The 26706-nt window shown below is 61.6% G+C and carries 30 protein-coding genes and 3 pseudogenes; 14 read left to right on the forward strand and 19 right to left on the reverse strand.

Features of this window, described 5'->3' with window-relative positions; translation table 11 throughout:
* The first annotated feature begins 18 nt into the window (after positions 1–18).
* From HX774_RS02020 to HX774_RS02030, 3 genes and pseudogenes are all read left to right on the forward strand, one after another.
* Positions 19–897, forward strand: coding sequence for a LysR family transcriptional regulator (locus HX774_RS02020; protein ID WP_178823788.1), 879 nt, complete (start codon positions 19–21; stop codon positions 895–897).
* Between the two features lie 98 nt (positions 898–995).
* The gene (locus tag HX774_RS02025) at positions 996–1202 is read left to right on the forward strand and encodes a hypothetical protein (protein ID WP_114817482.1); all 207 of its coding nucleotides are present in this window, start codon (positions 996–998) and stop codon (positions 1200–1202) included.
* A gap of 41 nt (positions 1203–1243) precedes the next feature.
* Positions 1244–2077: pseudogene (locus HX774_RS02030) on the forward strand (IS3 family transposase); the annotation flags it as partial.
* 10 nt (positions 2078–2087) lie between these two features.
* Here HX774_RS02030 and HX774_RS02035 read toward each other — a convergent pair.
* The 7 genes and pseudogenes from HX774_RS02035 to HX774_RS02065 form a co-directional block, all read right to left on the reverse strand.
* Positions 2088–2645 (reverse strand): NADH dehydrogenase ubiquinone Fe-S protein 4, encoded by a 558-nt coding sequence (locus tag HX774_RS02035; protein ID WP_255499899.1) that lies wholly within the window; start codon positions 2643–2645, stop codon positions 2088–2090.
* Positions 2629–3267, reverse strand: a complete 639-nt coding sequence (locus HX774_RS02040; RefSeq protein ID WP_114817480.1) for a hypothetical protein — start codon at positions 3265–3267, stop codon at positions 2629–2631. Before HX774_RS02040 ends, HX774_RS02035 begins: the two co-directional genes overlap by 17 nt.
* 208 nt (positions 3268–3475) lie before the next feature.
* On the reverse strand, positions 3476–4123 hold the full coding sequence (locus HX774_RS02045) for an HdeD family acid-resistance protein (protein WP_178823789.1): 648 nt from the start codon (positions 4121–4123) through the stop codon (positions 3476–3478).
* Positions 4124–4150: 27 nt separating this feature from the next.
* Positions 4151–5347 (reverse strand): sigma-70 family RNA polymerase sigma factor, encoded by a 1197-nt coding sequence (locus HX774_RS02050; RefSeq protein WP_255499900.1) that lies wholly within the window; start codon positions 5345–5347, stop codon positions 4151–4153.
* A 24-nt stretch (positions 5348–5371) separates the two neighbouring features.
* Positions 5372–8278: an AAA family ATPase gene (locus tag HX774_RS02055; RefSeq protein ID WP_114817477.1), complete on the reverse strand. Its 2907-nt coding sequence runs from the start codon at positions 8276–8278 to the stop codon at positions 5372–5374.
* 58 nt (positions 8279–8336) lie between these two features.
* Positions 8337–9946: pseudogene (gene ftsH, locus HX774_RS20330) on the reverse strand (ATP-dependent zinc metalloprotease FtsH); the annotation flags it as partial.
* Positions 9947–9963: 17 nt separating this feature from the next.
* Positions 9964–10392: a MarR family winged helix-turn-helix transcriptional regulator gene (locus tag HX774_RS02065; RefSeq protein WP_114817476.1), complete on the reverse strand. Its 429-nt coding sequence runs from the start codon at positions 10390–10392 to the stop codon at positions 9964–9966.
* A 203-nt stretch (positions 10393–10595) separates the two neighbouring features.
* On the opposite strand from HX774_RS02065, the gene HX774_RS02070 reads away from it, so the two are divergent.
* From HX774_RS02070 to HX774_RS20335, 6 genes and pseudogenes are all read left to right on the forward strand, one after another.
* The gene (locus HX774_RS02070) at positions 10596–11021 is read left to right on the forward strand and encodes an Hsp20/alpha crystallin family protein (RefSeq protein WP_178823793.1); all 426 of its coding nucleotides are present in this window, start codon (positions 10596–10598) and stop codon (positions 11019–11021) included.
* Between the two features lie 146 nt (positions 11022–11167).
* Positions 11168–11433 (forward strand): annotated as a pseudogene (locus HX774_RS02075) (Hsp20/alpha crystallin family protein).
* Positions 11434–11453: 20 nt separating this feature from the next.
* Positions 11454–11945: an Hsp20/alpha crystallin family protein gene (locus HX774_RS02080; RefSeq protein ID WP_178823796.1), complete on the forward strand. Its 492-nt coding sequence runs from the start codon at positions 11454–11456 to the stop codon at positions 11943–11945.
* A 114-nt stretch (positions 11946–12059) separates the two neighbouring features.
* Positions 12060–12539: a phosphate-starvation-inducible PsiE family protein gene (locus HX774_RS02085; RefSeq protein ID WP_178823797.1), complete on the forward strand. Its 480-nt coding sequence runs from the start codon at positions 12060–12062 to the stop codon at positions 12537–12539.
* Between the two features lie 232 nt (positions 12540–12771).
* Positions 12772–12984, forward strand: coding sequence for a hypothetical protein (locus tag HX774_RS19690; protein ID WP_211305997.1), 213 nt, complete (start codon positions 12772–12774; stop codon positions 12982–12984).
* Positions 12948–13202 carry a hypothetical protein gene (locus tag HX774_RS20335; protein WP_366559078.1) on the forward strand — a complete coding sequence of 85 codons (255 nt, stop codon included), beginning with the start codon at positions 12948–12950 and terminating at the stop codon, positions 13200–13202. The genes HX774_RS19690 and HX774_RS20335 overlap by 37 nt, the downstream gene beginning before the upstream one ends.
* On the opposite strand, the gene HX774_RS02095 is transcribed toward HX774_RS20335, so the two are convergent.
* The 3 genes from HX774_RS02095 to HX774_RS02100 are packed head-to-tail and all read right to left on the reverse strand — an operon-like array spanning position 13140 to position 14145.
* Positions 13140–13523 carry a hypothetical protein gene (locus HX774_RS02095; protein ID WP_178823741.1) on the reverse strand — a complete coding sequence of 128 codons (384 nt, stop codon included), beginning with the start codon at positions 13521–13523 and terminating at the stop codon, positions 13140–13142. The genes HX774_RS20335 and HX774_RS02095 overlap by 63 nt on opposite strands.
* Positions 13442–13633: a hypothetical protein gene (locus HX774_RS20340; protein ID WP_218650220.1), complete on the reverse strand. Its 192-nt coding sequence runs from the start codon at positions 13631–13633 to the stop codon at positions 13442–13444. Before HX774_RS20340 ends, HX774_RS02095 begins: the two co-directional genes overlap by 82 nt.
* Entirely contained in the window at positions 13615–14145 is a 531-nt protein-coding gene (locus HX774_RS02100) for a hypothetical protein (RefSeq protein WP_218650218.1), read from the reverse strand. The genes HX774_RS20340 and HX774_RS02100 overlap by 19 nt, the downstream gene beginning before the upstream one ends.
* A 218-nt stretch (positions 14146–14363) precedes the next feature.
* Between HX774_RS02100 and HX774_RS02105 the strand changes: the two genes are divergently transcribed.
* Positions 14364–15494, forward strand: a complete 1131-nt coding sequence (locus HX774_RS02105) for a pyrophosphatase (protein ID WP_178823799.1) — start codon at positions 14364–14366, stop codon at positions 15492–15494.
* A gap of 158 nt (positions 15495–15652) precedes the next feature.
* Positions 15653–16159, forward strand: coding sequence for a uracil-DNA glycosylase (locus HX774_RS02110; RefSeq protein ID WP_218650219.1), 507 nt, complete (start codon positions 15653–15655; stop codon positions 16157–16159).
* On the opposite strand, the gene HX774_RS02115 is transcribed toward HX774_RS02110, so the two are convergent.
* The 7 genes from HX774_RS02115 to HX774_RS02145 form a co-directional block, all read right to left on the reverse strand.
* Positions 16152–16958: a hypothetical protein gene (locus HX774_RS02115; protein WP_178823801.1), complete on the reverse strand. Its 807-nt coding sequence runs from the start codon at positions 16956–16958 to the stop codon at positions 16152–16154. The two genes, HX774_RS02110 and HX774_RS02115, sit on opposite strands and share 8 nt — an antisense overlap.
* Positions 16955–17566 (reverse strand): C1 family peptidase, encoded by a 612-nt coding sequence (locus HX774_RS02120; protein WP_178823803.1) that lies wholly within the window; start codon positions 17564–17566, stop codon positions 16955–16957. The genes HX774_RS02115 and HX774_RS02120 overlap by 4 nt, the downstream gene beginning before the upstream one ends.
* Positions 17563–18564 carry an ImmA/IrrE family metallo-endopeptidase gene (locus HX774_RS02125; protein ID WP_178823805.1) on the reverse strand — a complete coding sequence of 334 codons (1002 nt, stop codon included), beginning with the start codon at positions 18562–18564 and terminating at the stop codon, positions 17563–17565. Before HX774_RS02125 ends, HX774_RS02120 begins: the two co-directional genes overlap by 4 nt.
* Positions 18565–18567: 3 nt before the next feature.
* Positions 18568–18903: a helix-turn-helix domain-containing protein gene (locus HX774_RS02130; RefSeq protein WP_178823807.1), complete on the reverse strand. Its 336-nt coding sequence runs from the start codon at positions 18901–18903 to the stop codon at positions 18568–18570.
* Positions 18900–19217 carry a hypothetical protein gene (locus HX774_RS02135; RefSeq protein WP_178823809.1) on the reverse strand — a complete coding sequence of 106 codons (318 nt, stop codon included), beginning with the start codon at positions 19215–19217 and terminating at the stop codon, positions 18900–18902. The genes HX774_RS02130 and HX774_RS02135 overlap by 4 nt, the downstream gene beginning before the upstream one ends.
* A 71-nt stretch (positions 19218–19288) precedes the next feature.
* Complete coding sequence (locus HX774_RS02140) at positions 19289–20419, reverse strand: Fic family protein (protein ID WP_255499903.1); 1131 nt, start codon at positions 20417–20419, stop codon at positions 19289–19291.
* Positions 20420–20490: 71 nt separating this feature from the next.
* Positions 20491–21231, reverse strand: a complete 741-nt coding sequence (locus HX774_RS02145; RefSeq protein ID WP_178823811.1) for a hypothetical protein — start codon at positions 21229–21231, stop codon at positions 20491–20493.
* A gap of 469 nt (positions 21232–21700) precedes the next feature.
* Between HX774_RS02145 and fba the strand changes: the two genes are divergently transcribed.
* The gene (fba, locus tag HX774_RS02150) at positions 21701–22786 is read left to right on the forward strand and encodes a class II fructose-bisphosphate aldolase (protein ID WP_178823814.1); all 1086 of its coding nucleotides are present in this window, start codon (positions 21701–21703) and stop codon (positions 22784–22786) included.
* 135 nt (positions 22787–22921) lie between these two features.
* Here fba and HX774_RS02155 read toward each other — a convergent pair whose 3' ends face one another.
* On the reverse strand, positions 22922–23560 hold the full coding sequence (locus HX774_RS02155; protein ID WP_178823815.1) for a DUF2799 domain-containing protein: 639 nt from the start codon (positions 23558–23560) through the stop codon (positions 22922–22924).
* 79 nt (positions 23561–23639) lie between these two features.
* Between HX774_RS02155 and HX774_RS02160 the strand changes: the two genes are divergently transcribed.
* Complete coding sequence (locus HX774_RS02160) at positions 23640–24641, forward strand: RluA family pseudouridine synthase (RefSeq protein WP_178823817.1); 1002 nt, start codon at positions 23640–23642, stop codon at positions 24639–24641.
* 227 nt (positions 24642–24868) lie between these two features.
* Positions 24869–25753: an RNA polymerase sigma factor RpoH gene (rpoH, locus tag HX774_RS02165; RefSeq protein WP_178823819.1), complete on the forward strand. Its 885-nt coding sequence runs from the start codon at positions 24869–24871 to the stop codon at positions 25751–25753.
* Positions 25754–25838: 85 nt separating this feature from the next.
* Here the strand turns inward: rpoH and HX774_RS02170 are convergent, their stop codons facing one another.
* Positions 25839–26645, reverse strand: coding sequence for a response regulator (locus HX774_RS02170; RefSeq protein WP_178823821.1), 807 nt, complete (start codon positions 26643–26645; stop codon positions 25839–25841).
* Positions 26646–26706: the final 61 nt, after the last annotated feature.

Below are 26706 nucleotides of genomic sequence, written 5' to 3' on the forward strand. Positions count from 1 at the left end.
TCCGCTTATGGAACCGGAATGTCCCTCCTGCAGTTGCGCACCTTCGTCGAAGTCTACCGCCGTCTTTCACTGAGCGCGGCGGCCCGGGCAATCGGCATCACCCAACCGGCGGCGTCGCAGCACATCGCCTCACTCGAAGCGCAATTGGGCCGTCCCTTGTTTGATCGCCATTCGCGGGGTGTTCGACCAACAGCGATTGCCGACGATCTGGCGGCTTCGATCGGAAGCAGCCTCGACACGGCGGAATCGGCACTGGCCAGCGCGCGGGCCCGATCGTCGCGCATCTCGGGCACGGTCCACATCGCCGCGCCGTCGGACCTGCTGGGCGAAATGATCACGCCCCGGCTGGCTCCGCTGCTGGAGGCAGGGCTGGACCTGCGCCTGCATATCGGCGGGCGCGAGGCGCTCTATGCCTTGCTCCTGGAGGACAAGGTGCACCTGGCCGTCACCGCCTCGCAACCCGAAGATCCGCGGTTGGCCTTCCATGCGCTGGGCGAGGAACACCTGCGCGCCGTAGCCTCGCCCGCCGTGGCCATGCGGATTGCCGAATTGCCGCTTGCCGACGGGCTCAACCGGACGGCCCACCTCGCCTACGACCTCGACCGGCCGCTGCTGCGAACCTGGCTCCATGCAAACCAGCTCGAGCTGACGAGCCAGCCCGCGTTGACCGCGCCCGATTTGAGAGTATTGCGATCGGGATTGTGCGCGGGTCTCGGCTGGACGGTGATGCCCGGCTATCTCACCCGCAGCGAACGCGCTGCCTGCACGCTGATCGAGATACCCGCCCCGGTCACGGTGCCGCGCAACGCTTACTACCTCGTCTGGGCACGCTCATCGCTGCGACACCCGCGCGTGGCCATGGCTCGGGACGCCCTGATTGCTGCACTCCGAATATAATTGTGGCGACGCCTATTGGGCCGTCAACGGCCTAGCCATTCCCCGTCATGACCAGCACCCGAAGCTGCCTGAGATCGCGGCTCCTACATTCTCAATGCATGGGCCGGAGATTTCTGCCGTCGCGAACCTCGCTTGATGGCCTTGATGCGATCTTCGCACCGATAGATCAGGGCCAGCAAATCACCGATCTGGCTGATTTCCCGAGCAGCCTGGAGCCGGGTCCGACTATTTGCGATCTGTTCGAGCAAGGCATCGATCTCTCCTTCACCGCCCTTGCTCCGAACCGCATGGGCAGTCTGACGTGACCCCCAGAAACTCCTCCAGGAATAGCTAGAGTCCGCCCTAACGAAGGACGGACAGAATGAAGCGATCACGGTTCACGGAAGAGCAGATCATCGGGATCCTGAGGGCCCTCGCCCAGGAGCGTCGCCGGTTCGGCTACCGCCGCCTGCACGTCCTGCTGCGGCGCGAGGGCCATGCGGTCAACAGGAAGCGGGTTCAGCGGATCTATCGTGAGGAACGGCTGACGGTGCGCCCGCGCGGCGGTCGGAAGCGAGCAATGGGCAGGCGGCGACCGCTGGACCTGCCGCTGGTGGCCAACCAGCGCTGGTCGCTGGACTTCGTCTCTGACCAGATGACGGACGGGCGGCGCTTCCGCATCCTGACGGTGATCGACAACTTCACCCGCGAGTGCCTGGCGTTGGTGGCCGACACCTCGCTGTCGGGCGCTCGGGTGGCGCGAGAGTTGGACGCCGTCATCCGGCAGCGGGGCCGACCCGACACCATCGTCAGCGACAACGGCACGGAATACACCTCGAACGCCGTCCTGGCGTGGGCCGACGACACCGGCGTCGGCTGGCATTACATCGCGCCGGGCAAGCCCCAGCAGAACGGCTTCAATGAGAGCTTCAACGGGCGCCTGCGTGACGAGCTGCTGAACGAGACGCTGTTTCGATCCCTGCCGCATGCGCGCGCGGTGCTCGAGGCCTGGCGGCGTGACTACAACGAACGGCGACCGCACTCGAAGCTCGGCTGGCTGACGCCGCAGGCCTACGCGCAAGCCCTTGCTGGAAACGCAGGGCGGCCTGCTGCGCTGGTTGACGGCTGCGCAGGCCGCCCTATTGCCAACCCAACCAATCTCTACCCAGATCAACCTCGGACTCTTGTTATGGCTGGATGAGAAACGGGGGTCACGTCACCGTCCAGGCCGGGGGATCGGAGGCCGGGAAGGATTCGAGCGAGGCTTCGAGCACCGGATCGAATTCGGCCTGTTCTTGCGACGACAGGTCCACCGTGCCTTTCTGCTCGACCGCGCGCCGGAGGCGGTGATCCGAGCGACCGTGATCCACGCGGGACGGGATGCGGAAGGCTTCCGGCGCATCGGCTCCCTTGTGGAGTCGATGCCGTTCCTCTCCCCGCCAGCGGTCAGGCGCATGCCGGTGAGCCACATCCTCACGCACGAAATAGCGCCAGTCCTGCCGCTCCGCGAATTCCACGGCGCTTTCGCGGTCGGGAAATTTCAGCCGGATCGAACGGTAGGGATCGTTGCTGGAGGTATATCCCATCAGCGGCTCGACCTGCAGGGGTCGAGACGGCTCGAATTCCAGTATCCAGTAGTTGGGCCGCGGCGCCGACGTCATCGCGGAACGAGCCGGCCGGTAAATGATCGCGGTCGGAACGTCCCAAGACCTCATGTTGGTCCCGGGTATCGTCGGCGGAAAGGGCGGGCGGTTATGGCCGCGCATCATGACGTTTCTCCTTCTTAATCTTTGCGAGCTCCGCTCCAAAATTGAGATCGTCAAGTTTCTCCATTCGCGTCGAGTTGCGGCGAATGGCGCTCGCCGCATTCGTTGAGGTCAAGGCCGTGTTCTGGAGCACGTCAGATCGCATTGCCGTTGTCAGATCGGCAACGGACTGCATCACCTTTTCGCCGTCAGCTTCGGAAAGCGCGCCGTCCGCAAAGCCGGACAACAGGGCGTCGAGAACGACCTCAAAGCGGATCACAACCTCTTCGCTGGCTACCACCGCAAGCTTATGATTGAGAACCCTCAGATCATCGATCAGCCCGGCCTCATGCTTTGCGTTCTCGACAATTTCCGCGACCTTTTCTATGCACGACATGTATATATCGCATTGCTGCTGAAGGATGATAACCCTTCCTTCTTTCCGAAGCTCGAGTTCTGTCTGACGATTGAGGAGAGCGGCGGTAAGAGCGATCGTGACGACGGCGCCCAGAAAGACCAGCGTCACCTCTTGGGCAAACGGCAGAGGCTCTTCCGACATATACATTGCGCGAAACATAAAATAGATGCCGACCCCAAACGAGGTGGCGACAACTAGGTAGGCAAGATCGCGCAGGCTGTACTTCATTGGCGATCGTCCTCTTTGCAATCTGCCCTCAGCCGAACATTGGGCTTCTCGCAGCTTTGTTCTTCGCCACTCGGCTGCGGGAAAACCGGCGTCGGACCGCTGCCGAAAGGATTGAAACCAGCCTTTAGACAGCGGTCAAAGATTGTCTCGTCCCATCGAGTAAAATCATCCTCGTTGCCGATGGGCCGCCCGGTCGTCATTCCGCGAGTCATGTGCCTACGGCTTGGTTGGCTTCGGGACTTTTGTCGTGCTCCGTGTGATTGGCGCGGCGCAGCCGCAGGCCCAACATGAGCATCATTGCTCCGAAGAAGGCGGCGTAAAAGCCAAGAAGCCAGCCAAGCGCAAGAAAACTTTCGAGCGGGCGCGTCAGCAGCATCCAGGTCACTAAGACCCCCAGGGTAACGGACAGAAGGCCGCTCAGGATGAGCCAGATTTCGCCCTTGATATCCTTGCGCAGGCGAATCGCCGCCACGACTTCCAGGACGCCGGAGAACACGGACCAGAATGCGATGCTGGCCCAGAGGAATGTCGCAAGCACGAGCGTCGCGACAAAGGGCGAGACAACCACGACGACGCCGGTGGCGATCCCCAGGAGGCCGCTGAACATCAGCCAGCCCCAGCGTTTGCCCTTGCGGATGTTACGTATCGCGGCGACGAGGCCGAACACGCCGTCGGCAAAGGCGAACGCGCCGAAGACCAGCGTGAGCGCCAGAAGCGATTCCGCAGGCATGACGAAGGCCAGCACCGCGATGATCAATGCGAGCACGCCGCGCAACACGAATGCCCACCAATTCCGGGACAGGCTGCACAGCATGTCTTGCATCTTGTCGGTCGGGTTTTCATAGGCTGTTCTCATTGGTCCATCTCCTGTTCCTGTTTCAACTCAGTTTTCTGCGTTTGTCTCCGCGCCGGCGAGCGCGGCAGCCACGCGGCGCCGGTACTCGACTGGCTGGGGCAGGCGCTGCGTCAGGGCAATTTCCCGTTCGATGGGCGCGCGCCCCGATGCCTCGCTGATCAACCCCGCTTCGACAAGCTTTCTGCGCAGTGTCTCGCCCGCCTTCTCGGCGATTTCTTCGACCTCTGCTTCGGAAAGGCCGAGGAGGTCCGCCGTCTCCGCAAGCGTGGCGTCGTCTAGGTGGAGCCGATAGAGAACGCGGCGTTCGACCGACGGAAGATCGGCGATTGCCCGGTGCAGCGTCACGGCGATATCATGACGACTCATTTCGGTCTCAGGATCCGTGCCGCCGTCGTCGGCGATGAGTTCCTCCAGCCTCAACACGTCGTCGGGCTGGTAGAACTCGAACATCTCCTCATCAGACTCGGTAAGCTCTCCGCCAGGCGCCTGGGGCGCTTCGTAGATCGAGGCGGCATCCTCGGGCACCGCGCGGCGCGCAGCCTGCGCCTCGGCCTCGACGGTCTCGAAGGCCAGCTGCGTCAGCCAGTCCCGGACGGAGAATTCGGTCGGCCGCCGCTCGAAGCGGTTGAGCCCGTTGAGGATCGTCGCATCGACGATATCGCCAACGCTCAGGTAGCCAGCCGGCACAGACCCGCTACACTCGAGATAGGTCAACTCGCGCCTGACGGTATCGTAGACCGTATCGAGATGATCCTCGATCAGGTCGAAGAAGAGTTGGCGCCGGTCCGCTTCCGCCGCATCCCGCGCGGACGGCAGCGGGGCGCCGATCCGGCGCCGGCGGGCGGGACGCTTGTATTCAGGCTCGTGCTTGAGGCGCGCCACATGCCGGTCAACTCGCTGGCGCAGGTCGGCAAAGGCCTTGCGCAGGACAGGCTCGATCTTGAACCCCTCTTCCTGTGCCGCGATCACGCCCGAGGGCAGTTGCAGGCGCAGGCTGACCTCGATGCGCGTCTTGCCGCTCGTCTGGGTGGCGACGACTTCGAGCCGGACGAGATCCTCGCGGAAGCGTACAAGATGCGGTTCAAGTTGCCGCACCTCTTCCTCGATGACCTCAGGCGCGCGCTGTTGGCCGTGCCGGTCGAGATTGCGAAATGCTCTGATGACTTCCATGCCGTATGACCTTGCTTGTCGCTTTTTGACGAAATGAGCCGGCGCGACCGTCATCGCGCCGGCCAGTCCTTCACGACGTCATCCGGTAGACTTATCGCCCTTGGACTGCTCCTTATCATTGGCGTCGACTGGGACATCGGGCGTCGGAGCGTCCGCCTTGTTTTCGGCAACTGCGCTGGACTCGCCGATCCCGGCTTGGGCCGGATCGTCCGGGCTGTCTTCACCGGTGTCCCTTGCGATCTTTTCGAACACGACCTTCTGTTCGTCCGCTGACCAGGCGACGCGGACCTTGTCGCCATCCTCGATCCGCCCCGAGAGCAATTCGCGAGCCAACTCGGTCTCCAGCTCCGACCGGATCAGCCGGCGTAGCTCGCGGGCACCGAATTCGGGACGGAAGCCGACCGCGCCGAAGTGATCCACGACGCTCACATCAAGTTCGAGTTCGACGCCCTGGGTGAGGGCGGTCCGCTTCACCCGGTTGAGCTGCAACTCGACGATCTGGCGGATCTCCGACTGATTCAGCGAATGGAAGACGATGATCTCGTCGATCCGGTTGATGAACTCTGGCCGGAAATGACCGCGCAACACCTCCATCAGTTCGGATTTCTGCTTGGCCTCGTCGAACTCCCTGCTGCCGCGTTTCGTGAGGTTGCGCTGGATGATGTCCGAACCGAGGTTCGAGGTGGCGATGATGATGGTGTTAGTGAAGTCCACCACGCGGCCCTTGCCATCTGTCAGGCGGCCATCGTCGAACACCTGAAGCAGGATGTTGTAGACATCGGGATGCGCCTTTTCGATCTCGTCGAGGAGCACGACCGAGTAGGGCCGACGGCGCACCTTCTCCGTCAGCTGCCCGCCTTCGTCGTACCCGACGTAGCCCGGAGGTGCGCCAACCAGCCGGGCAACCGAGTGGCGCTCGCCATACTCCGACATGTCGATACGGATCAGCGCATCCTGGTCGCCGAAGATCACCTCCGCGAGCGTCTTGGCCAGTTCCGTCTTGCCAACCCCGGTCGGCCCGAGGAACAGGAAGGTCGCGGTCGGACCGGAACCTTCGCGCAGACCCGCACGCGCCAGGCGCACCGCATCGGCCACGGCGCGGATCGCTTCTTCCTGGCCGATGACGCGCTCGTGCAGCTTCTCCTCGAGCTTGAGGAGCTTGTCCTTCTCCTCGGTGGTCAGGTCCGTGACCGGAACGCCGGTGATCTTGGAGACGATCTGCGCGACGTGATCGGCGCGCACCTCGGCGGTCGCCGAAGCCTGATCGCGCTTCCAGATCTCCAGAAGCTCGTCCAGCTCCTTCTGCTTCTGCTCCAGCTCCTTCTTCAGTTCCGCTGCCCGGTCGAATTGCTTGCGGGCTGCGGCATAGTCCTGCTCGCGCCTGATCTGCGCGGCTTCGGCCTCCAGCTCCTGGACGTCCACGGGGCGCGCTGTGGCGCTGATCTTCACCCGTGCGGCTGCCTGATCGATCAGGTCGATCGCCTTGTCGGGCATGAAGCGGCCAGTGATGTAGCGATCAGAAAGCTCGGCCGCCGCGACGATGGCCTCGTCGGTGATCGTCACCTTGTGGTGCGCCTCCAGCGTGTCGCGCAGGCCGCGCAGGATCATGATGACCTGAGCTATCGTGGGTTCCTCGACATAAACCGGTTGGAACCGTCGCTCGAGCGCCGCGTCCTTCTCGATGTACTTCTGGTACTCGTTGAGCGTCGTCGCACCGATCAGGTTCAGCTCCCCCCGCGCCAGCGCCGGCTTGAAGGTGTTGGCGATGTCGAGACCACCTTCGCCGCCGCCCTGGCCGGCGCCGACGATGGTGTGGATCTCGTCGATGAACAGGACCAGGCTGTCCTTCTCCTCGGTGATCTCCTTGAGGATCTTCTGCACTCGCTCCTCGAACTCGCCGCGATACTTCGACCCGGCCACCATCGAGTTGATGTTGAGCTCGACCAGCCGCTTGTCGCGCAGCGCCTCGGGCACTTCGCCCGCGACGATCCGTTGTGCAAGTCCCTCGACGATGGCGGTCTTGCCCACGCCGGGCTCGCCGATCAGCACCGGGTTGTTCTTTTTCCGGCGGGCCAGCACTTCGATCGTCGTCTCGATCTCGCGGGCGCGGCCGATGACGGGATCGAGCTTGCCCTCGCGGGCGAGCTTCGTCAGGTCACGGCTGAACTGGTCGAGATCGGGGGTGTTCGACGGAGTCTCGACGCGGCCTTCCTCGGCTCCCTTGCCGACCACCTTCGTCACCTGCTGACGCAGCGCCTGCGGCGTCAACCCCAGCTTGCGCAGCATCGCGGCCGCGAGGCCTTCGCCCTCTTCGGCGAGCCCGATCAGCAGATGTTCCGGCCCGACATAGGAATGGCCAAGCTCGTTCGAGGCGATGAAGGCCCGGTTCAGCGCGTCCTTGAGACGCGGGCTGACACCGATTTCGCCTTCCGTCTTGGCGTCTCCACGCTTCGCTTCCTTCTCGATCTGGCGCCGCAGATCGTCCACATCGACCTTGAACTGTTCCAGGATCGTCTTGACTACGTCAGACGAGGTCAATGCCAGAAGCAGATGTTCGGTATCGACCTCGCTGCGCCCGAATTCCCCGGCCTTCTGTGCGGCATCCTGCAGCAGCTTGTTGCCCTGTTCGCTCAGCCGGTCGGCGATGGTGCGTCCGCCGCCGCGCCGCGATCCACGCCGCGGCGCGCCCTCGTCGAAAGTGGCGTCGACGACAGCGTCATCGCCATCACCCATAGAGCCGAGCGTGCCGCCTCGCAACGGACTGTCACCAAAGAGGCTGCCGAAACTGCTCTCGCCGAAGAACTCGTCAAGAAGGGAACGCCGTCCGAACAGGGACTCCAGTGGCGAGGCGCTGCGCCCCGACCGGCGCGCCATTTCGCTGTAATGCTGGTCGCAAAGCTCCATGTTCTGAACCCTGCCGTTCACCGAGGCGCGCACACGCGCCGTCGCCGGACGACCGCAAATATCGCAAGCTCCGTTTGTCATTCGGCTTCTCCGTTTTCATTATCCAGTCAGGCGCCAGTGACAGTGTCACGCAGCGACCTGTCTCTCGTTGCAGGAGATCCTGCGCCGATTGCTCGAGAAGATCCAGATTGGTTTCAAGAAAGGTGAGGGTGCGCTTAAACCCGCCATCCACGATGTCGCGCACCTTCGCGTCCATCCGCTTAGCAGTGGCGTCGCTGTAGCGGCGGTTTAGCCAGGAAGACTGGTCGCCGGTGCCGAGAAAGCCGGGCCGATCGGTGTCGTAGCTGACATGCCCGAGGTCTTCGTCCATCCCGTACCGCGCGACCATGGCGCGGGCGATGTCGGTCGCCTTGACCAGATCGTCCGCCGCCCCGGTCGAGACATGATCGTAGATGATCTTCTCTGCCGCGCGCCCGCCAAGCAGGACTGCGATCTTGTTTTCGAGTTCCTCCCGCGTCATCAGGAAGCGGTCCTCGGTGGGGCGCTGGATGGTGTAGCCGAGCGCGCCAATCCCGCGCGGTATGATCGAGACCTTGTGCACCGGGTCCACCCCCGGCAGAGCCATCGCCACCAGCGCGTGCCCCATCTCGTGGTGCGCCACGATCTCGCGTTCGCGCGGATTGAGCACGCGGTTCTTCTTTTCCAACCCGGCGATGATGCGTTCCACCGCATTGTTGAAGTCGTCCATCGTCACCGCATCAGCCTTGCGGCGCGTGGCGAGCAATGCTGCCTCGTTGACGAGATTGGCAAGATCCGCGCCGGAAGAGCCGGGAGTAAGAGCTGCGACCTTCTCGGCATCGACGTCTGGGGCGAGCGTCACTTTCTTCATGTGCACGTTCAAGATCTGCACACGCCCCGTCTTGTCGGGCCGGTCCACCAGCACCTGACGGTCGAAGCGTCCCGCACGCAGCAGCGCGGGGTCGAGAATCTCGGGTCGGTTGGTGGCGGCCAGGAGCACGATGCCCACTGAAGGGTCGAAACCGTCGAGCTCGGTCAGAAGCTGGTTCAGCGTCTGCTCACGCTCATCATGGCCACCGGCGATCTGGCCGGAGGAGCGCGCCATCCAAGAGCGTCGAGTTCGTCGATGAAGATGATTGCCGGGGCCGATTTCCGGGCCTGCTCGAACAGGTCGCGCACCCGTGCGGTACCGACGCCCACGAACATCTCGACGAACTCTGATCGCGAGATCGAAAAGAAGGTCACGCCGGTCTCGCCTGCCACCGCGCGCGCCAGAAGCGTCTTGCCGGTTCCCGGCGGCCCGACGAGCAATATGCCTTTGGGGATATGAAGCCGCCAAAACCCTGCTTGTCGGCGAACTTGCGGAACAGCAGCATCCAGATTCCGAAGAAGACAAGCGCTGGCGCCACCCAGGAAATCAGTGTGCCGAAAAAGTATTCTGAGGAACGCCCGTGATCTCGACGCCGGAGCGGTCGATCCGCTGCAGGATCCCGGGATCCACGACCGTCGTCACGAACTGGCTCTTGCCGTCGACGAGTTCGGTGAAGGCGCCGGTGATGGTGTCTGACCCGACCGCGACCGACGCGACCCTGCCGTCCTCGAGATAGGTTTCGAATTGGCTGTAGCTGATGGGAGCCACGGATTGCCAGCCGGCGATCAGATCCTGGATGAAGATCACGGCTATGAAAGCATCACCCAGTACCAGATGCTGTATTCGGTCTTCTTTTCCATACCGCTTTCCCCTTTCCCTAGCACCCAAGCCGCGACTTGATCCGCTCGAGCAGCGCCAGCAGGATGCGCCTTTCGTCCGCCGACAAATCCTGCAGGATTTCATGTTCGAGCGCCGATTGCCGCGGCGCGAGTTCCTCCAGCATTGCCCTGGCCTTCGGCGTTGCCGTGACGATCTGCGACCGTCGGTCGTCGGGTGACGCCCACCGCTCTGCCCAACCGCCCTGTACCATGCGATCGACGAGCTGGCCCGCAGTGGCCCGGCCCACCTCCAGCCGCCCGGCCAGATCGCCGATGGTCAGCCCGGGCGAATCCTCGACATGTGCCACCGCCATCCAGGACAGGCGGGTCAGGCCGCTGTCGCCGATCTCGTTGTCGATCCGCTGCTGGATGAGCTGCGCGACCCGGTGGATCGTCGTCCCGATCAGGGCGAGATCAGAAGTGATCAAGGGTATCTTTCCTCCGTCTTGCATGAGAAACAGGATAGACTGCGGTCCACCCAAAGTGCAATGCAAGCATCATATATGCTTGCATAATAAATGGATCCGCCTATCTTGATGGGCGGTCTCCGAACCGACATCCAGCCGGCACCGTTGCCCGGTCGGACCATGCCGCCGGTTCGGGGGCATCGATCAGCAACAGGAGGCCAGCAATGCTCTATCCGACATATCTGCGCCGCAGCGATCCCTTCGCGCTGATGCGCTCCATGATGCGCGATCTCGACCGCGGCTTCTGGCCCCCGTCCCGCGCGGCGTTCCCGGCGGTGAATGTGTGGCAAGGCTCCGAGGCCGTTGCCGTCACCGCTGAACTTCCCGGCATCGAACCGGGCGACATTGAAATTTCGGTCAATGACAACGTCCTGACGCTGTCGGGCGAACGCAAGCTGCCCGAGGTTCCCGAAGGTGCGCGCTGGCACCGCAACGAACGCGGTTATGGCAAGTTTTCCCGCGCTATCCGCCTGCCATTCACGGCTTCGGATGACAAGGTGGAGGCGAAGATGACGAACGGCGTATTGCGGATCGCCATCTCCCGGCCCGAGGCAGAAAAGCCAAAGAAAATCGAGATCAAGGCAGCCTGATAGGAGCTGGAACGATGAGCACCGACATCACGCAAGCCACCGAAAAGACGCCGACTCACGCGCCCGAGACCGCTGGCGGCGGCCGCATCTACCGCCCGCTGACCGATATTGTCGAGACCGATCAGGGTGTCTCCATGATGCTCGAAATGCCTGGGGTCGCCGCCGATGCGGTCGAAATCACACTCGAAAACCGCGTACTGACGATCCGCGGCAAGGTTGAGCCGATGCGGCCAGAAAACCGGGAACTTGCCTATGCCGAATATGGCGAGGGTGATTTCGAGAGGGCTTCACGCTTTCCGAGGATTTCGACCCCGACAGGATCGAGGCCGAAATGCGCGGAGGCGTCCTCACTTTGACGCTCCCCCGAGCCCCTGAAGCGCAGCCAAAAAGGATCGCCGTCAAAGGCGCCTGAAAATCGAAGGAGACACCATCATGCAGATCAAGGACCTGATCCCCTGGGCGCGCAAGGACGGCGCGCCAGACGCCAAGAGCAGCGAAGACAACCCAATCGCGACGCTCCAGCGCGAAATGAACCATGTGTTCGAGAACTTCTGGAACCGGGTCGGTCAGTTCGAATGGCCCTGGGGCAGCGGCGAAGCCAAATCCGACATGGTTGAGACCGACAAGGCGATCGAAGTGTCGATCGAGCTGCCGGGCATGGAGATGAAGGACATCGAGGTGAAGGTCAACGATGACATGTTGACTGTGAAGGGGGAGAAGAAGATCGAGCGCCAGGAGGAGAAGAAGGGATACTATCTCTCCGAGCGCAGCTACGGCGCGATCTACCGGACAATTCCGCTCCCCCCCGGTGTGGATGGCGAAAAGGCGCAAGCATCCTTCAAGAACGGGGTTCTGACGATCAAGCTGCCCCAGACTCCCGAGGCGCAGGCCAAGGTCAAGCGCATCGAGGTCAAGAACGGCTGATTTGCCACATGGGGGTCGCCGGTTTGCGGCGTCCCCTCCGCTCCGTGCGATCTCGCACCGTCTGGCAAAGCCCCGGGGAGCCTGTCTCTCCGGGGCGGCTTTCGAGAGGCAATCATGAAAGACTCGCAACGATCCGGGCTGACCCGTGAACAATGGTCGACGATGACGCTCTACGAGAAGTTCGAGCAAGTTGTCATCTTCGTCCTCAGCGTCATCATTGCGGCGATCATCGTGGCGTCGGTCTGGGCGCTGATGCGCGAAGTCGTGAACCGCTTGCTTCTGGGGGCATTCGACACGCTCGACTACGCCACTTTCCAAGTGGTGTTCGGCATGATCTTCACCGTGGTGATCGCGCTCGAGTTCAAGCGCTCCCTTCTTGTTGCGACCGAGCGCAGCTTGGGGATCCTCCAAGTCCGCACGATCGTGCTGATCGCGCTCCTCGCCATCGCGCGCAAATTCATCATCCTGGACCTCAGCGAGACGGAATCATCCAAGATTGCAGCACTCGCGGGCGCGGCGCTTGCGCTCGGCGCTGTCCACTGGCTGGTGCGCGATCAGGACCGACGCGAACTCGGAGGCCACGAGACGCGCTGACCAATACCTCCGCCAGCCACCGCCTGCTCAATTTCGTGCAATCGGCGCTGCTGCTCGGGCTCATCGCCTGGATCGCGGTGACAGCGATCGCCGGACCCGAAAATGGTCTCCTCATGGCGCTCGCGATGGGCGGGGGTCTCCTGTTTGCGCCCCGCTGCCACTCCGGCTGCTCCTCTCGACCTATCAGGCGCAGCGGCTCACCGGTCGTGATGCCCCCGGTCTCGTCGCGGCCTTGGCCGAACTCGCCCGCAGGTCCGGGCTGCAGCGCGCACCGGCGCTTTATCGCGTGCCGAGCCGGCTGCCGAACGCCTTCGGCCTGGGCAGGCCCGAGGACAGCGCCATCTGCGTCACCCACGGGCTGCTCGACCAGCTCGACGGCGAGAACTCGCCGGGGTTCTGGCGCATGAGATCGGGCATATCGCCAACCGCGACCTGTGGATCATGATCCTTCTCCCCGGCCGCCGCATTCCGGAGCTCAGGATGCATCCCCCGACCGAAAGCCGAATCCGCCGTCTCCAGGACTTGGTCACGGGGCGCACGAGCCCGATCCCCGCCCTTGTCGGCTATCCAATCGAGCGGCCGAGCCGATCTTGCCAGCGTCTATCGCAATATTTTCGGCGAGAACCTCAAGGCGAGCCGGGCCGAGAAGACGGAGCTTTTTAAGAAGCTCAACATGTTCGGCATCGGCGGTGAGACCAGCAACCGGGTGTCCACAGCCGCCAGAGGCGGGCTGTCCACGACCTCGCCATTCTCATAGGTGGCGCTGAAGCGCGGTCCAAAATAGCCGCCCCAAGGGCTGGGGTTGCCGGGAAACGGCCGAATTTCGGCCGCCAGCCGATCTGCCTTCCATAGCTCTGGCTCACCTTCGGCTGCACCGGCTCGCAGCGCTTCAGCCACGTCCGTCAGGTCGACAGGACCGCCGGCGCGATCGAAGCGGGCCAGCACCTCGTCCGGCGTTTCACTCGGGGCCGATGATGATGACATGGTCTATCACGCGGGGACACCGCCCACAGACCATCCTTCTCCCGGATGTGACTGGAGCCCGCGCCGAAGCTCTCTTCGCCGCACAGGTTGATCAGACCCCGGTCAAGCAGGGCGACGAAGTACTTCCAGCCGGTGGGGGTAACATAGCAGGCACGCCGAGGGCGCGGGCGACATGATCCACAGCCCGGCTCGTCGGCATCGACCGTGCGATGCCCGCGATTCCACGTGCGTAAGCCGGTACGGCCGTCGCATTGGCCGCCATCACCGCAAGGCCGTCGCTCGGCGTAACGAAGACACCGCGACCGAGGATCATGTGCCGGTCGCCGTCGCCGTCGGAAGCGGCCCCGAAATCGGGCGCGTCGCTTCGGAACATGGCCTCCAGCAGGGCGCGCGCGTGTGTCGGGTTAGGGTCGGGCTGCAGACCGCCGAAGTCGGGTCTTGGCAGGCCGTTGACCACGGATCCGCAGGGCGCGCCCAGCCGCCGCACAAGGATTTCCTGAGCGTAGGGCCCTGTAATGGCGTGCATTGCGTCATAGCGCAGCCGGAACCTGTCACCGGACAGCAGTCGGGAGAGCCGGTCGAAATCAAACAATGATTCCATCAGCGCCGCGTAGTCGGCCACCCGAACCCTTTAGCTCCCTACTTCTGCGCCCAAGCCGACCGGACGGGCCATACAACCCCTCTGCTTCGAAAAGGGCGGATTGCAACAGCACGAATTGCGCTCAGCACACCATCTCACCGGACATCGCCGGCGTCGACGGGAGCCATCTGAGTGAACGCGGTTCTTGAAAAACTAACAAATTCGGGGCAGCTTCGCGGTTCGATTGTGTGGTGGAATGAATGTACAACTTCGAGGACTTTGATCGCCAGGTCGCGCGAACCGACCGGCGGAGGCCGGAAGACGCCGTAACGATCGGCATAATGGGCGTCTATGGCGAGCTGGGATCGCTCTTAAGCGAGTTTAAGAAAAGGGCCAGAGAAGGGGCTAGTTACGTTTCTTTCGGGGGCAACCTTGTCGAAGAGGCGGGCGATCTTTTGTGGTATTTTTCAGCGTTAGGGCGAACCCTCGGCCTGTCCTTCCGCGAGCTCGTTGCAGACGCTCTGAAAAGCGATGTTTCTCAGATTGGGTCGGTTGAAGATGCCCAAGATCTCCTCGGTAGAACTAAAGGTGCCGCCCTCGGAGATCCGTGGCTAGATGCAGCTGCAGCCGCAGGTCGTCTCGCTAGTGCTGCGCTTGATACTAACTCCGATCTTCGGCTTCCGACGACCGAGGCCTTGGGTGCAGCGTTGCGCGCCATGGCGGCGAATGATGTTTTTATCCAAGAAGCGATCAATAATAATATTACAAAAAGCGAGTCACGGTTCCCTGATGAAAGGATATTTCTCGATCTCTATGATGATCGAATCCAATTTGAAGGATTGCGCATACCTCAGGACGAGCAACTTCACAGAAGATTGGCAGTCGATTTCGAGGAAAGAGAGATAAGAGGGAAGAACTTCGTCACCCAGAAAGTTTTTCAGATCAAGATTGGGGACCCATTAACAGATAATATCGGCGAAGAGGATGACTACAGATTCCACGATGTATTCCATCTGGCATATGCAGCAGTTTTGGGATGGTCGCCAGTTCTGAGAGCACTTTTCAAGGTGAAGCGAAAGAGCTTCCCAAAACTCGACGAGGCTGAGGATGGCGCTCGAGCGATATTAATCGAGGAAGGCATTTCGTCCTGGATCTTCAATAGGTCAAAGCCCCATTATTTCGCTGGTGTTGAGCGAGTAGATTACGAAATACTAAAAACAATCAAGGAGTTCACGCGAGGTTACGAGGTGGAAGACCAGCCCTTCTGGGCATGGGAAAAGGCCATTCTCGATGGATACGCAGTTTTTCGTGAGCTGAAACTCCATAGGCGCGGGCGCGTTCTGGTAGACTTGTCGGAACGAGAGATTCGATTCGAGAAATTTGGGACGTGATAGCTAGTTGGGTCGAAGATTTTGTGGGGGCATTAGCGGAAGTTCAGCTGCCGAATGTGTTCAATCCATACGCTGACGTATGCCCCTCTCACGACCTCCCGGGCGCGCCGACAGTGCGACGGAACAATCTCGCTAAAGTTCTGGACCGTCAGTTAGTTATGGGCACCGACACTATCTGGGTGGGGCGTGATCTGGGCTACCGCGGCGCTCGCCGAACCGGACTCGCGCTCACAGACGAGCGTCATTTGCCAGAGATGGCTAGCGCACTGGGGGTGGACGGGATCGAGAAGAGCACCGCTACGTCCCTCGATGAACGCACAGCATCAATAACCTGGGGCGTCTTAAGAAGACTGCCTTCCGTCCCAGTTTTGTGGAACGCGTTTCCACTGCACCCACATGGTCCTGGGGATCAACAGTCCAATCGCCAACATACGCTCAAAGAACGCGCCGCTGCGTTGTGGTCTCTGGAAGCATTGGTGATGAAATTTCAGCCCAGAGACATCGTAGCCATTGGTAATGATGCTTCCATTGCTTTGACGGCAATGGGGCTAAGCCATACGAAGGTCCGACACCCCAGCTATGGAGGTCAGGCTCAGTTTATTGACCAGATGGAACAGCTCTATGAGATTTCCTCCTTAACCGAGAAGCAGCTCCGGCTTATTTGACGTTCACATCGGCTAGGAAGCTTGCAACGGCTTTACGGTCGGCACCGCCAGCTGCCGATTCTAGAACGGCGGATACGGCATGCACCGTCAACGGCCCCACGGTCCCGCCGGCTGTTTGAGCGACAAACGATTGTAGCCTCGCCAGGCCGAGCAGGTTCCCCAGCGCTCTCTCCACATAAAAATGAGATCTATAGATTGCCGTGAGAGATATCGCGCCCTGTCCATCGACCTTAAACGATGCATGGCTTAGGCATGGACCCCCACGTTGATAGTTTCTATCACGCTCCGGCAGGTAAGTCGTTAGTTCCAGAGCCTCGTCGTCAAGCAACATTTCGTAGTGAGTTTTGGTGCCGTTACCTTTTGAAAGGCGTGCGGCAACCTTGCTTGTTAGGCTTTCCAGGGGGTTAATGGGCAGGCCGTCCCTGCCTTTGATTGCATTACCCTTGGGATCTCGGCGCTGAACCATGCGCTCAAAGTAGGTACCCCAGTTTGTAGTTACTCGAGGGAAAACTTCATCCATATAACGCGAGTAAAGATTGCTTGATCCATACTTCAGATATGTATCAACAGGGAAAATTGTATTCGCAACAGTAGTTGACGAATTCAAGTTATGTTTCTGCGCAAATTCGTCAAAATCAGATATTACTTTCAAGTCGGTTTGAGATAAAACTGACGGATTCTTTACAGAATATATAAGATTAGTACACTTTCTTCCGGACTGATTCATTAAATGCGAGCAAGCTTCGCGCCACGCATCTACTACGCTATTAGCATCTTTGAGTGAATTTATAATGGTCATCTATGAGGCTCTATAGTGAACATGCATATGGACGATAGGCGAATAAATTCTGCTGAGAGCCATCCGTAACCGTTTAACCCCCAGCCTTCACCCCAAGAATTTCGCACTTCAAATTCTATATCTGATCGGGCTCTACATCCAGTTATTACGACTGCGTGGCGCGCGACCGGTGGGGTTACATCGCTAGATACTAAGGTCTGATCTTTCAATAAAAAGAATTTTTCACCTAAGTTGAGAGCAAGGCCTACCGCTTTGTTAGATTTTAATTCGGCGCGAGCGGTCGCCTCATCAAATTCAGCAACCGTGACGGTTCCGAGATAGCTGACCGCACCAGTGTGAGGTCCTGCATGGCCGTAAGGCCAGGCAGACTCTTCCACCTGCCCTTCAAGCCTCAGAGCTTCAGTCAATAAGGGGAAGCTGACACCTTCGGATGAGGACTGTCCGCCCAGCTTGGCTGCGCGACAGTGCAGGCATTCAGTGGAGAAGAATCCACCGTAGGCGCGTGCGATTTGGTGAGTATCGCTCGCGGCGAATGAAAGGCACGTCGGTCTTCGTCCTTGATCTCGAACCGAGCCTATCAAGGAACGCACGCACGCGGTGTCGCTCATCTCTGAACTAACCTTTGCCGTGTTGCCGAAGACAAGCCTTCCTCGGGTCCTACGATTTCGACCGAAAAGTCGATATTATGCCCTTCACTCTCCCATGGCCGTTTTTCCACGAATGCCAGCTTTCCGTGCATCGCATGGTCGCATTTAAAGACAATCCGCCGTTCAGATGCGGCTCCGATGTCCAACCCAAGTGTGGTGCGATCACTTAAGGGTGTCATCTCAGTTGGTGCCGAGTGGATCCAACGGTAGCCCCCCGCAGCATGCTCAATTAGGTGGACGCCGACTACATCGCCCTCCCGGAACTTGACGCTGCTCGTTTGGTCTTTCTCTGTAATGATCCAGGCATCTGACCACGGATTGAAGGATTTGTCGTCACGTCGAAGATCCTCCTTCAACGCCTTAGGTTTCACCTTTCTCAGCGCGGCCCCGGAAGATGATGAGATGACGCGATTGCGTTCTAACGCTCGCGTTGTTGCGTCGTAACTGGATCCACATCTAAGTGATAGTTGGTACACTACTGCCGGATCGTTGAAATGCCTCGGGGACCACCCCTGCAATGCCGCATGGTGTGCCAAGAGCCAGCGAGGCATCAAAAATTCGCCAGCAAACGCGTCTGCCTCAACCTCCTGCAAATGTGCAGCAAATTTCCCGATGCCACCAAAGCGTCCACTTGCCGCGCGCCTAAGAACGTCCGGGGTGTCCAGGCTTGGTTCATGCTCGAGGACAGCGTGGCCAAGCTCATGAGCAGCTGTAAAGCGTTGAACAGAGTGGGGACGTTTGGTGCTAATCAGCACACCGGGTGGAGAGCCTCGAAGGTACGCACCAAGGAGGCCGTCCAGGGGCTTGAACATGACCATAATATCTAGCTGCGCTAAAGCCTGAAACACATCTACTTGCCCATAGGTCTGTTTCAGACGATCACGGGCCTCGAGCATATCTAGTATTCGATATGCGGCCTTCGCCCCTTTTAGCCGTGCGTCACGCAGTTCCTTTATCATCGGTTATGCTTGCGACCGAGATTTGAGGAACACAGCAAACCGTTGGAGCTCCTCAACATCGGAAACCGACAATCCCTCGGCTGCTCTTGCCAGAAGAGATACGGATTCGGATTGGGTTATCTCTTTTCCTTTGGTAATAAATTCTACAGATCTACCAAGTATACTGCTCAGCTTGTTCAGCTCCTCGGCTTCAATTCCTCGCTGCCCAGTCTCTATAAGTGAGACGGCTGATCTAGGTATGCCCAAGTTAGTGGCGACTTCTTCCTGAGACAGCCCTAAATATGTTCGTGACTCTTTAATTCTGCGCCCGACAGCGATCCGGTCGTGATCGATATTCATGACACCAGCTCCTTTTTCTCAAACAGAGCTTTTAACTTTGATACCATGTCGATTTTAAGTTCAGAGATCGTCTCATAACCGCCCGACTGGATAGTTTTTGCCGGGATTTCGATACCAATGACTGGCTCTAAAGTCATAATGCAACGAACCACGCGATGAGAGTCGATTTCTTTCAGCGGCTTCAGGACGGATTGTGTATCGGAGGACTCTTCTTCGGTTAATATAGCTGCTTGGTTCTTTTCGTCCTCCCACCATTCATCGATAGCGGCAATGATCTTTTCTTCTGGAAAGGTTGCGGGCTTGACGAGATCCATTTCGATTCTCCATTGGGTTGCCCATGATACCCTCTTGTTCGATAATCGAACAGGCGGTTAATCGCCAAATGTTACACGAGGGCATAACTCGTGCTCCGCCCGCCACCAGCATCCCTCGCCAATATACCCCGCTGCACCAAGTCGTTGATGTCCCGTAGCGCCGTGTCCGACGACGTCTTCGCCAACGCCGCCCATTTGGCGTTGGTGAGTTTGCCTTCGAAGCCATCAAGCAGGCGGTTCAGCACCTTCCTCTGGCGTTCGTTTAGCGGCTGATCGGCCAAGGCTTCCCAGAAACGGGCCTTGCGCATGACGCCAGCCAGTATGGTCTCGGCACCGTCGAAGGCCCGGTCGAGGCAAGCGATGAACCACAGCAGCCAAGCGGTGATGTCCAAATCACCCTTCTGGGTCGCCTCCAACGTTTCGTAATAGGCCTTCCTCTCAGCGCGGATCTGGGCGGACATACTGTAGAAACGCTGAGGGGTTCCTTCCGCGCGCGCCAGGGCGAGATCTGCGATGGCGCGCGCGATGCGGCCATTGCCGTCATCAAACGGGTGGACGGTGACGAACCAGAAATGAGCGACGCCGGCCTTGAGAACCGGATCCGACGTCGCCGTCTCGAACCAGGTGAGAAAGCGCGTCATTTCCGCGTCCAGCCGCGCCGCCTCCGGGGCTTCGTAGTGGACGTGCTCACGCCCGACAGGCCCCGACACGACCTGCATGGGGTCGCCCTCGCTCATGCGCCAAGCGCCGACGGTGATGCGGCTCATGCCGCTGCGGCCGGTAGGGAAGAGCGCTGCGTGCCAGGCGAACAGCCTGTCGGCGGTCAGCGGGAGAGCAAAGTTCTGCGTGGCGTCGAGCATCATTTCGACGACGCCCTCGACGTTGCGATCAGATTCGATCAGCCCGACAACATCCATGCCCAGGCGGCGGGCGATGGAGGAACGCACCTGCTCCCGATCCAACACCTCGCCCTCGATCTCGCTGGACTTCAGCACGTCCTCAGTCAGGGTTCGCAGGACGGCTTCCTCACGCAGCGGAAAGCCCAACGCCTCCATGTGACCGATCAACCGTCCCTGGCGATGGCGCACGGCGGCCAGCGGTTCAACGAGGCGCTGGTCACTCCAGCGCAAACTCGGCCAACCGTCCTGTTCGTGAATGTATGTCATAATCACCGCATCTTTCGCGGCGAAAATGCCCCGCATTCACCGCAAATGCAAGGATCATCCCGGCAAGATATGCGGCGAATAACGGCTCATTCGCCGCAGCGCCAGGCCTATGCTGCCAGTCGCCCAACGCTGCCAGCTTGGAGCGTGATGGACACGCCAATGGCGGCGAGGGGCTTTCCAGCAAGGTCGCGCAACCGAGCAAAGCCCGTAGCGCTGGTGCAAACGATGCTGCTGCCGTCCGCATCCCACCTAGCGGGGTCGAGGTAGCTGATCGTAGCGCCCTCCCCGGCGATCCCCATCACCCGCTCTCGAATGCCTGAATGCTCGAAGGGAATGATCCTCGCTGGCGTTACTTCCTCGCTGCACGACCGCCTCGACTGCTGCGTCGGAAATTTTTTAATGGGGTCATAAAGGTATTGTCGGACATCCATGTCCGGTTTTCGTGACGCCGATGTCCGGTTTTTTGGCGTTTGAACGGTCGCCGGTGTCCGCTTTTCGACAGTTTGAGCGGCCGTTGATGTCCGGTTTTCCGATGTCACAGCCCGTTCATCCGGCAGGGTGGCGCGACAAATATTGGTGCGCCCGCGCCCCTTACGGACCTCGACTTGCAGGTATGAAGCCGACTCGAGTTCGTCCAGCAGGCGCCGCAACTGGCGTGGGCTGACGCCCAGACCTGCCGCCATGCTCTCCTGGCCACGCCAGGCGCCGCCTTCGCTGGCGTTCAGGTCATGGAGAATGAAGCCGGCGACGGCCTTGGCCGAGAGAGAGACCGTTGGGTCGCTGGCGATGCGCTGATGCCAGGCCAGCTTTTCAGCGACGAAATTCTCGAGGTCGAGAAGGCGGCTCATTGGCTGACCTCCGACGTTGCGATGGAAGAGGCAGCGCGGTAAGATGCTGTTGGCCTTGAGTACTGAACCAAGCCCTTTTGAACCCCGCCGCGCGCTGCAACGCCGGCGGGGTTTTTCGTGTCCGATCTACGGCTCTGGCCGTTAGCCAAACGCGGAAAATCTCGTTGTATTTCAATGACTGCCTCAGGGCGGGTTAGTCCATCTAAGTTATTGGAAAAGAAGGCCCATCGGGCTTCCTCTCTGTCCGCCACGGTCGCATCCCAACTTAACACAAGCGACGGTCAAACTGAATAGGACGGCTGGGCAGATCGCTCTCCTCCTCCAGCTCCATGGGCTTCATATTTGACGATCCTCTTGCCCACGCGGATGAACCTTCCGGACCAAGACACTCCCCCGTTCCGCCAGCGTGACTTCCTCGCCCCTTCGGGCTAAAGCCTCAGCAAAATAATACCGGCTCAGGAGACTACCCATGGCGCGCATCACGCTGCGACAGTTGCTCGATCACGCGGCGGAGAACGACTACGGCCTGCCCGCCTATAATATCAACAACATGGAACAGGGCCTGGCCATCATGGAGGCGGCGGAAGCCGTCAACGCACCCGTGATCATCCAGGCCTCGCGCGGCGCCCGCAACTACGCCAACGACATCGTCCTGGCCAAGCTGATCGACGCCCTGGCTGAACTGTACCCCCACATCCCGGTCTGCATGCACCAGGATCACGGCAACGGCCCGGCGACCTGCGCCACCGCCATCCAGTACGGCTTCACCTCGGTGATGATGGACGGCTCGCTGGAAGAAGACGCCAAGACCCCCGCCTCCTACGAATACAATGTCGACGTCACCCGTCGCGTCACCGAAATGGCCCACTCCTGCGGCGTCTCGGTCGAGGGTGAACTGGGCGTGCTCGGCTCGCTGGAAACCGGCATGGGCGAGGCCGAAGACGGCCACGGCTTCGAGGGCAAGCTGGACCACTCGGCCCTGCTGACCGACCCGGATCAGGCCGTCGACTTCGTCCGCGCCACCAAGGTCGACGCTCTCGCCATCGCCATGGGCACCAGCCACGGCGCCTACAAGTTCAGCCGCAAGCCGGACGGCGAAGTCCTGGCCATGAACGTGATCGAGGAAATCCACCGCCGCCTGCCCGACACCCACCTGGTCATGCACGGCTCGTCCTCTGTGCCGCAGGACCTGCAGGACATCATCAACGCCTATGGTGGCCAGATGCCCCAGACCTGGGGCGTCCCGGTCGAGGAAATCCAGCGCGGCATCAAGCACGGCGTGCGCAAGATCAACATCGACACCGACAACCGCATGGCCATGACCGGCGCCGTGCGCAAACTGCTGATGGAAAAGCCGGGCGAGTTCGACCCGCGCGCCTGGCTCAAGCCCGCCAAGGAAGCCATGCGCAAGCTGTGCATCGAGCGCTATCAGCAGTTCGGCTGCGAAGGTCAGGCGTCGAAGATCCGCCCCCTGTCCACCGCCCAGATGGCCAAGCGCTACGCCGCCGGCGAACTGGACCCGCACTTCGGCGCCTCGGCCACCAAGGCCGCCTGATCACCTTCTCGCGTCATCCCGGAAGCGGCGCAGCCGCTATCCGGGACCGCAGGAAGCGCGGCGTCCTCAGCGGTCCCGGCTCTGCGCCTCGTTTCGCGAGGCTCCGGCCGGGATGACGGCCTTAGGCTGCTGAAATCACCACACCCCGTAGCGACCGCCGATGGCGCCGATCACCGCCCGCGCCTCGATCTCGGCATAGCGCAACTCATCTTCCGCCCGGCGCGCATCGCGACGCGCGTCCTGAAGCTCGCCGCGCACCTCGCGGATACGCTCGCGAATGCGCTCGCGCTGCTCGTCCGTCAGCCCCTCCTGCCGCAGTTCGCGCTGCTTGGCCTCCAGCTTGTCCTCACGGCTCTCGATACGGCTGATGGCCGAGTTGAGCGCGCTTTCCGCCGACGACACGGCCTGCTCCGCCGCATAGATCCGACGCCCGTCCTGATAGGCGGGCAGGAAGTCGCGCTCCTCCGCCGGCGAGCAGACGCCGCCATAGCTGGCGCCCTGACGCCCCTGCCGGAAGCCGTTCTCCCAAGTGCAATAGGTCCGCAAGCCGTCCTCGCGCGCCGACAGATAGGCGCTCATGTTCGGAGCCACGCCAAACTTGGCGCAGGCCTTGGCGTGATCGTCCAGCCGGCTGGTCTGATGCCCAGCCGCGCCGTCGCGCCAGCCCTGCCCGCCCCAGTCGCCGACCAGGCACTGATCCTGGCTCATGGTGGCGCAACCGGACAGCAGAACCACGCCCGTGGCGGCGACTGCAGCGGCGATCAAAAGCTTCATTCCGGCCTCTCCCAAGGCATTTCACGCGACGACCAAGGACCGATGAAGCCTCGCCCCGCAAGCCATGCTATTTCGCCCTATGGCCGATGAACCTTTGCTGACGGAAGACGACGACGCGGAAATTCTCGAGGCGCAGATCGACGCGCCCGGCGTCCGCCTCGACAAGGCCCTGGCCGCCGCCTTCCCGACCCTGTCCCGCGCCCGGCTTCAGGCCCTGCTGGCCGAGGGCGCCGTCCGCCGCGACGGCCAGCCGATCACAAGCGGCTCGGCCAAGGCCCAGGCCGGTCTCTACGCCGTCGTCATGCCCCCCGTCGTCGCCGCCACGCCTCAGCCCGAGGCCATCCCCCTGACAGTCCTGTTCGAGGACGCCGACCTGATCGTCATCGACAAGGCCCCCGGCATGGCCGCCCACCCGGCCCCCGGCTGCGAGACCGGCACCCTGGTCAACGCCCTTCTGGCCCACTGCGGCGACAGCCTGTCGGGCATAGGCGGCGTGGCTCGCCCCGGCATCGTCCACCGTCTGGACAAGGACACCTCGGGCGTCATGGTCGCCGCCAAGAGCGACCGCGCCCACGCGGGCCTCTCCGCCCTGTTCGCGACCCACGACATCGAGCGCACCTATGTGGCCCTGACGCGCGGCGCGCCCTCCCCCGAGAAGGGCCGCATCCAGACCCAGATCGGCCGGTCCAGCAGTGACCGCAAGAAGATGGCCGTGCTCAAGGCCGGCGGTCGCGAGGCCATCACCGACTATGTGGTGCAGAAAACCTTCGGCCAACCCGCCAAGGCCTCCGCCGCCCCGCTCGCCGCCCGCGTCGCCTGCACCCTGCACACCGGCCGCACCCACCAGATCCGCGTCCATCTGGCCTCCAAGGGTTCGCCCCTGCTCGGCGACCCCGTCTACGGCTCGGGCAGCCCCGCCATCCCCGTCCGCGCCGCCGTCGCCGAGGTCGGCCTGACCCGCCAGGCCCTGCACGCTGCTGTCCTCGGCTTCGTCCACCCGGTGACGGGTCAGGCCCTGCGTTTCGAGACCGCCCCGCCCGAGGACATGCAGCGCCTGGAAGCCCTGCTCGCGGAACTTTGAGCCCGCATCCTCGCCCGATTTGATCAGCAACTCACACTGTGCTAATAGGCCCGTAACGGTGCAAGTGGCGCCGGGGTCACAGTCACGCCTTCGTGTGACGATCCGCCCCTACAAATCGGGGCAACCCATCGCCACTTGGATCGGTTGAGGGGTGAGGCGATGGCGCACGCATGTGGTCATGGCCGTGGCGCCTGCTCTTTGCTTATCGGTCGGAGGGACCACGTCTAATGGCTAACTCGACACTCGCGGTGATGTCGCCTGAACAGGGACTGTCGCGCTATCTCACGGAAATCCGCAAGTTTCCGATGCTTACCAAGGACGAGGAGTTCATGCTCGCCAAGCGTTGGAACGAGCATCAGGACCCCGAAGCGGCCCACCGCCTCGTCACCTCGCACCTTCGTCTCGTGGCCAAGATCGCCATGGGGTATCGCGGCTACGGCCTGCCGATCGGCGAAGTGATTTCCGAGGGCAATGTCGGCCTGATGCAGGCCGTCAAGAAATTCGATCCGGACAAGGGCTTCCGCCTGGCGACCTACGCCATGTGGTGGATTCGCGCCTCGATTCAGGAATACATCCTGCGCTCCTGGTCCCTCGTGAAGATGGGCACCACCGCCGCGCAGAAGAAGCTCTTCTTCAACCTGCGCAAGGCCAAGAGCCAGATTTCCGCATTTGAAGAGGGCGACCTTCGCCCCGAACACCTCGCCGCCATCGCCACCAAGCTGGGCGTATCGGAAGAGGAAGTCACCAACATGAACCGCCGCCTCAGCGGCGACGCCTCGCTGAACGCGCCCCTGCGCGCCGACGGCGAAAGCGAGTGGCAGGACTGGCTGGCCGACGACAATGCGGTGTCCCAGGAAACGGCCCTGGCCGACTCCGAGGAAAAATCCATCCGCATGAGCCTGCTCGAAGAAGCCATGCAGGAACTGACCGACCGCGAGAAGCACATCCTCACGGAACGCCGCCTCAAGGACGATCCCGTCACTCTGGAAGAACTCGCCGGCCAGTACGGCGTCTCACGCGAACGCGTGCGTCAGATCGAGGTCCGCGCCTTCGAAAAACTGCAAAAAGCCATGCGCGCTGCCGCCGAAGAGCGAAACCTGGTCGACGCCTGACCCCAAAACCCCTTCTCCCCTTGTGGGAGAAGGTGGCCCGTCAGGGCCGGATGAGGGGTGTCGGCGCCTCCGATCCGATCACGCCTCAGCTCGCCCGAGACAGGCTCTCGGGCGAGGCCAGCGCCAACACCGCGCTCACCGGCCCGGCCAGCGTCGCCTTGGTCGGCGCGCCCGCCGCCAAGTTCGTCTCCAGACCCGCCGCAACGATCGCCAGAGACGCGTCGCCGGTCTTGATGGCCAGGGCCTTCAGCGTCTCGGCCTGCTGCTTGATGGCGCGCACCGCCTGCATCGGATCACTGTCGAACTGGGCCATGGCCGAAGCCAGAATCCGCATCGCCTGATCCTTGACCGCCACGACCGACTCGGCCGCAGACGCCGGCTTGTCCGCCTTGCGCTTGCCCGGCCCAGCATAGTCGTCGGAGTTGAAGCGGCGACGATCCGGCCCGATATAGCCCACCGCCTCAACCCAGTCGCGCGGCTTGGTGGCCAGGTTTTCAACCCGGCGAAACAGGTCGCCGCTGGTGAAAGGCTTCCTAAGAAACTCGTGCACGCCGGAATCCCGCGCACCCTTGATGGTGCTCGCAGTGGCCTCGGCTGTGACCATGATGATCGGCACGCGGCGACAGGCCAGGCTGGAGCGTCGGATGCGCCGTGCCAGAGCCTCGCCGTCCAGACGCGGCCCCGACCGCTCGGTCAGGATCAGCCCCGGCTCCATCTCGCGGGCCAGGTCGATCACCTTCGCCTCATCGCCCTCGACCGCGACATCCCGCGATCCAAAGCCCTTCAGCAGGTCGGACAACAGGCGCGCGGCAGCGGGATTGGGGTCGACGATCAGCACCCGGCGCACGACCGGCGCGATCTTCTGCATCGTCTTGGCGTCTAAAGCGAACACGGCTCGGCTCCATCTGGAGCCAAGAAGGTAAACTCAGGGGGTTAAGGGGCAGTTTCCCTTT

It is taken from the genome of Brevundimonas sp. P7753, assembly GCF_013386595.1.
In the GTDB taxonomy this organism is placed as follows: domain Bacteria; phylum Pseudomonadota; class Alphaproteobacteria; order Caulobacterales; family Caulobacteraceae; genus Brevundimonas; species Brevundimonas bullata.

Excerpts from the sequence above, each read along its gene's own strand:
- HX774_RS02020 (WP_178823788.1), top strand. The coding sequence starts at position 19 with ATGTCCCTCCTGCAGTTGCGCACCTTCGTCGAAGTCTACCGCCGTCTT.
- HX774_RS02025 (WP_114817482.1), top strand. The coding sequence starts at position 996 with ATGGGCCGGAGATTTCTGCCGTCGCGAACCTCGCTTGATGGCCTTGAT.
- HX774_RS02035 (WP_255499899.1), bottom strand. The coding sequence starts at position 2,645 with ATGATGCGCGGCCATAACCGCCCGCCCTTTCCGCCGACGATACCCGGG.
- HX774_RS02040 (WP_114817480.1), bottom strand. The coding sequence starts at position 3,267 with ATGAAGTACAGCCTGCGCGATCTTGCCTACCTAGTTGTCGCCACCTCG.
- HX774_RS02045 (WP_178823789.1), bottom strand. The coding sequence starts at position 4,123 with ATGAGAACAGCCTATGAAAACCCGACCGACAAGATGCAAGACATGCTG.
- HX774_RS02050 (WP_255499900.1), bottom strand. The coding sequence starts at position 5,347 with ATGACGGTCGCGCCGGCTCATTTCGTCAAAAAGCGACAAGCAAGGTCA.
- HX774_RS02055 (WP_114817477.1), bottom strand. The coding sequence starts at position 8,278 with ATGACAAACGGAGCTTGCGATATTTGCGGTCGTCCGGCGACGGCGCGT.
- HX774_RS02070 (WP_178823793.1), top strand. The coding sequence starts at position 10,596 with ATGCTCTATCCGACATATCTGCGCCGCAGCGATCCCTTCGCGCTGATG.
- HX774_RS02080 (WP_178823796.1), top strand. The coding sequence starts at position 11,454 with ATGCAGATCAAGGACCTGATCCCCTGGGCGCGCAAGGACGGCGCGCCA.
- HX774_RS02085 (WP_178823797.1), top strand. The coding sequence starts at position 12,060 with ATGAAAGACTCGCAACGATCCGGGCTGACCCGTGAACAATGGTCGACG.
- HX774_RS02095 (WP_178823741.1), bottom strand. The coding sequence starts at position 13,523 with ATGTCATCATCATCGGCCCCGAGTGAAACGCCGGACGAGGTGCTGGCC.
- HX774_RS02105 (WP_178823799.1), top strand. The coding sequence starts at position 14,364 with ATGTACAACTTCGAGGACTTTGATCGCCAGGTCGCGCGAACCGACCGG.
- HX774_RS02110 (WP_218650219.1), top strand. The coding sequence starts at position 15,653 with ATGGGCACCGACACTATCTGGGTGGGGCGTGATCTGGGCTACCGCGGC.
- HX774_RS02115 (WP_178823801.1), bottom strand. The coding sequence starts at position 16,958 with ATGACCATTATAAATTCACTCAAAGATGCTAATAGCGTAGTAGATGCG.
- HX774_RS02120 (WP_178823803.1), bottom strand. The coding sequence starts at position 17,566 with ATGAGCGACACCGCGTGCGTGCGTTCCTTGATAGGCTCGGTTCGAGAT.
- HX774_RS02125 (WP_178823805.1), bottom strand. The coding sequence starts at position 18,564 with ATGATAAAGGAACTGCGTGACGCACGGCTAAAAGGGGCGAAGGCCGCA.
- HX774_RS02130 (WP_178823807.1), bottom strand. The coding sequence starts at position 18,903 with ATGAATATCGATCACGACCGGATCGCTGTCGGGCGCAGAATTAAAGAG.
- HX774_RS02135 (WP_178823809.1), bottom strand. The coding sequence starts at position 19,217 with ATGGATCTCGTCAAGCCCGCAACCTTTCCAGAAGAAAAGATCATTGCC.
- HX774_RS02140 (WP_255499903.1), bottom strand. The coding sequence starts at position 20,419 with ATGCGGGGCATTTTCGCCGCGAAAGATGCGGTGATTATGACATACATT.
- HX774_RS02145 (WP_178823811.1), bottom strand. The coding sequence starts at position 21,231 with ATGAGCCGCCTTCTCGACCTCGAGAATTTCGTCGCTGAAAAGCTGGCC.
- fba (WP_178823814.1), top strand. The coding sequence starts at position 21,701 with ATGGCGCGCATCACGCTGCGACAGTTGCTCGATCACGCGGCGGAGAAC.
- HX774_RS02155 (WP_178823815.1), bottom strand. The coding sequence starts at position 23,560 with ATGAAGCTTTTGATCGCCGCTGCAGTCGCCGCCACGGGCGTGGTTCTG.
- HX774_RS02160 (WP_178823817.1), top strand. The coding sequence starts at position 23,640 with ATGGCCGATGAACCTTTGCTGACGGAAGACGACGACGCGGAAATTCTC.
- rpoH (WP_178823819.1), top strand. The coding sequence starts at position 24,869 with ATGGCTAACTCGACACTCGCGGTGATGTCGCCTGAACAGGGACTGTCG.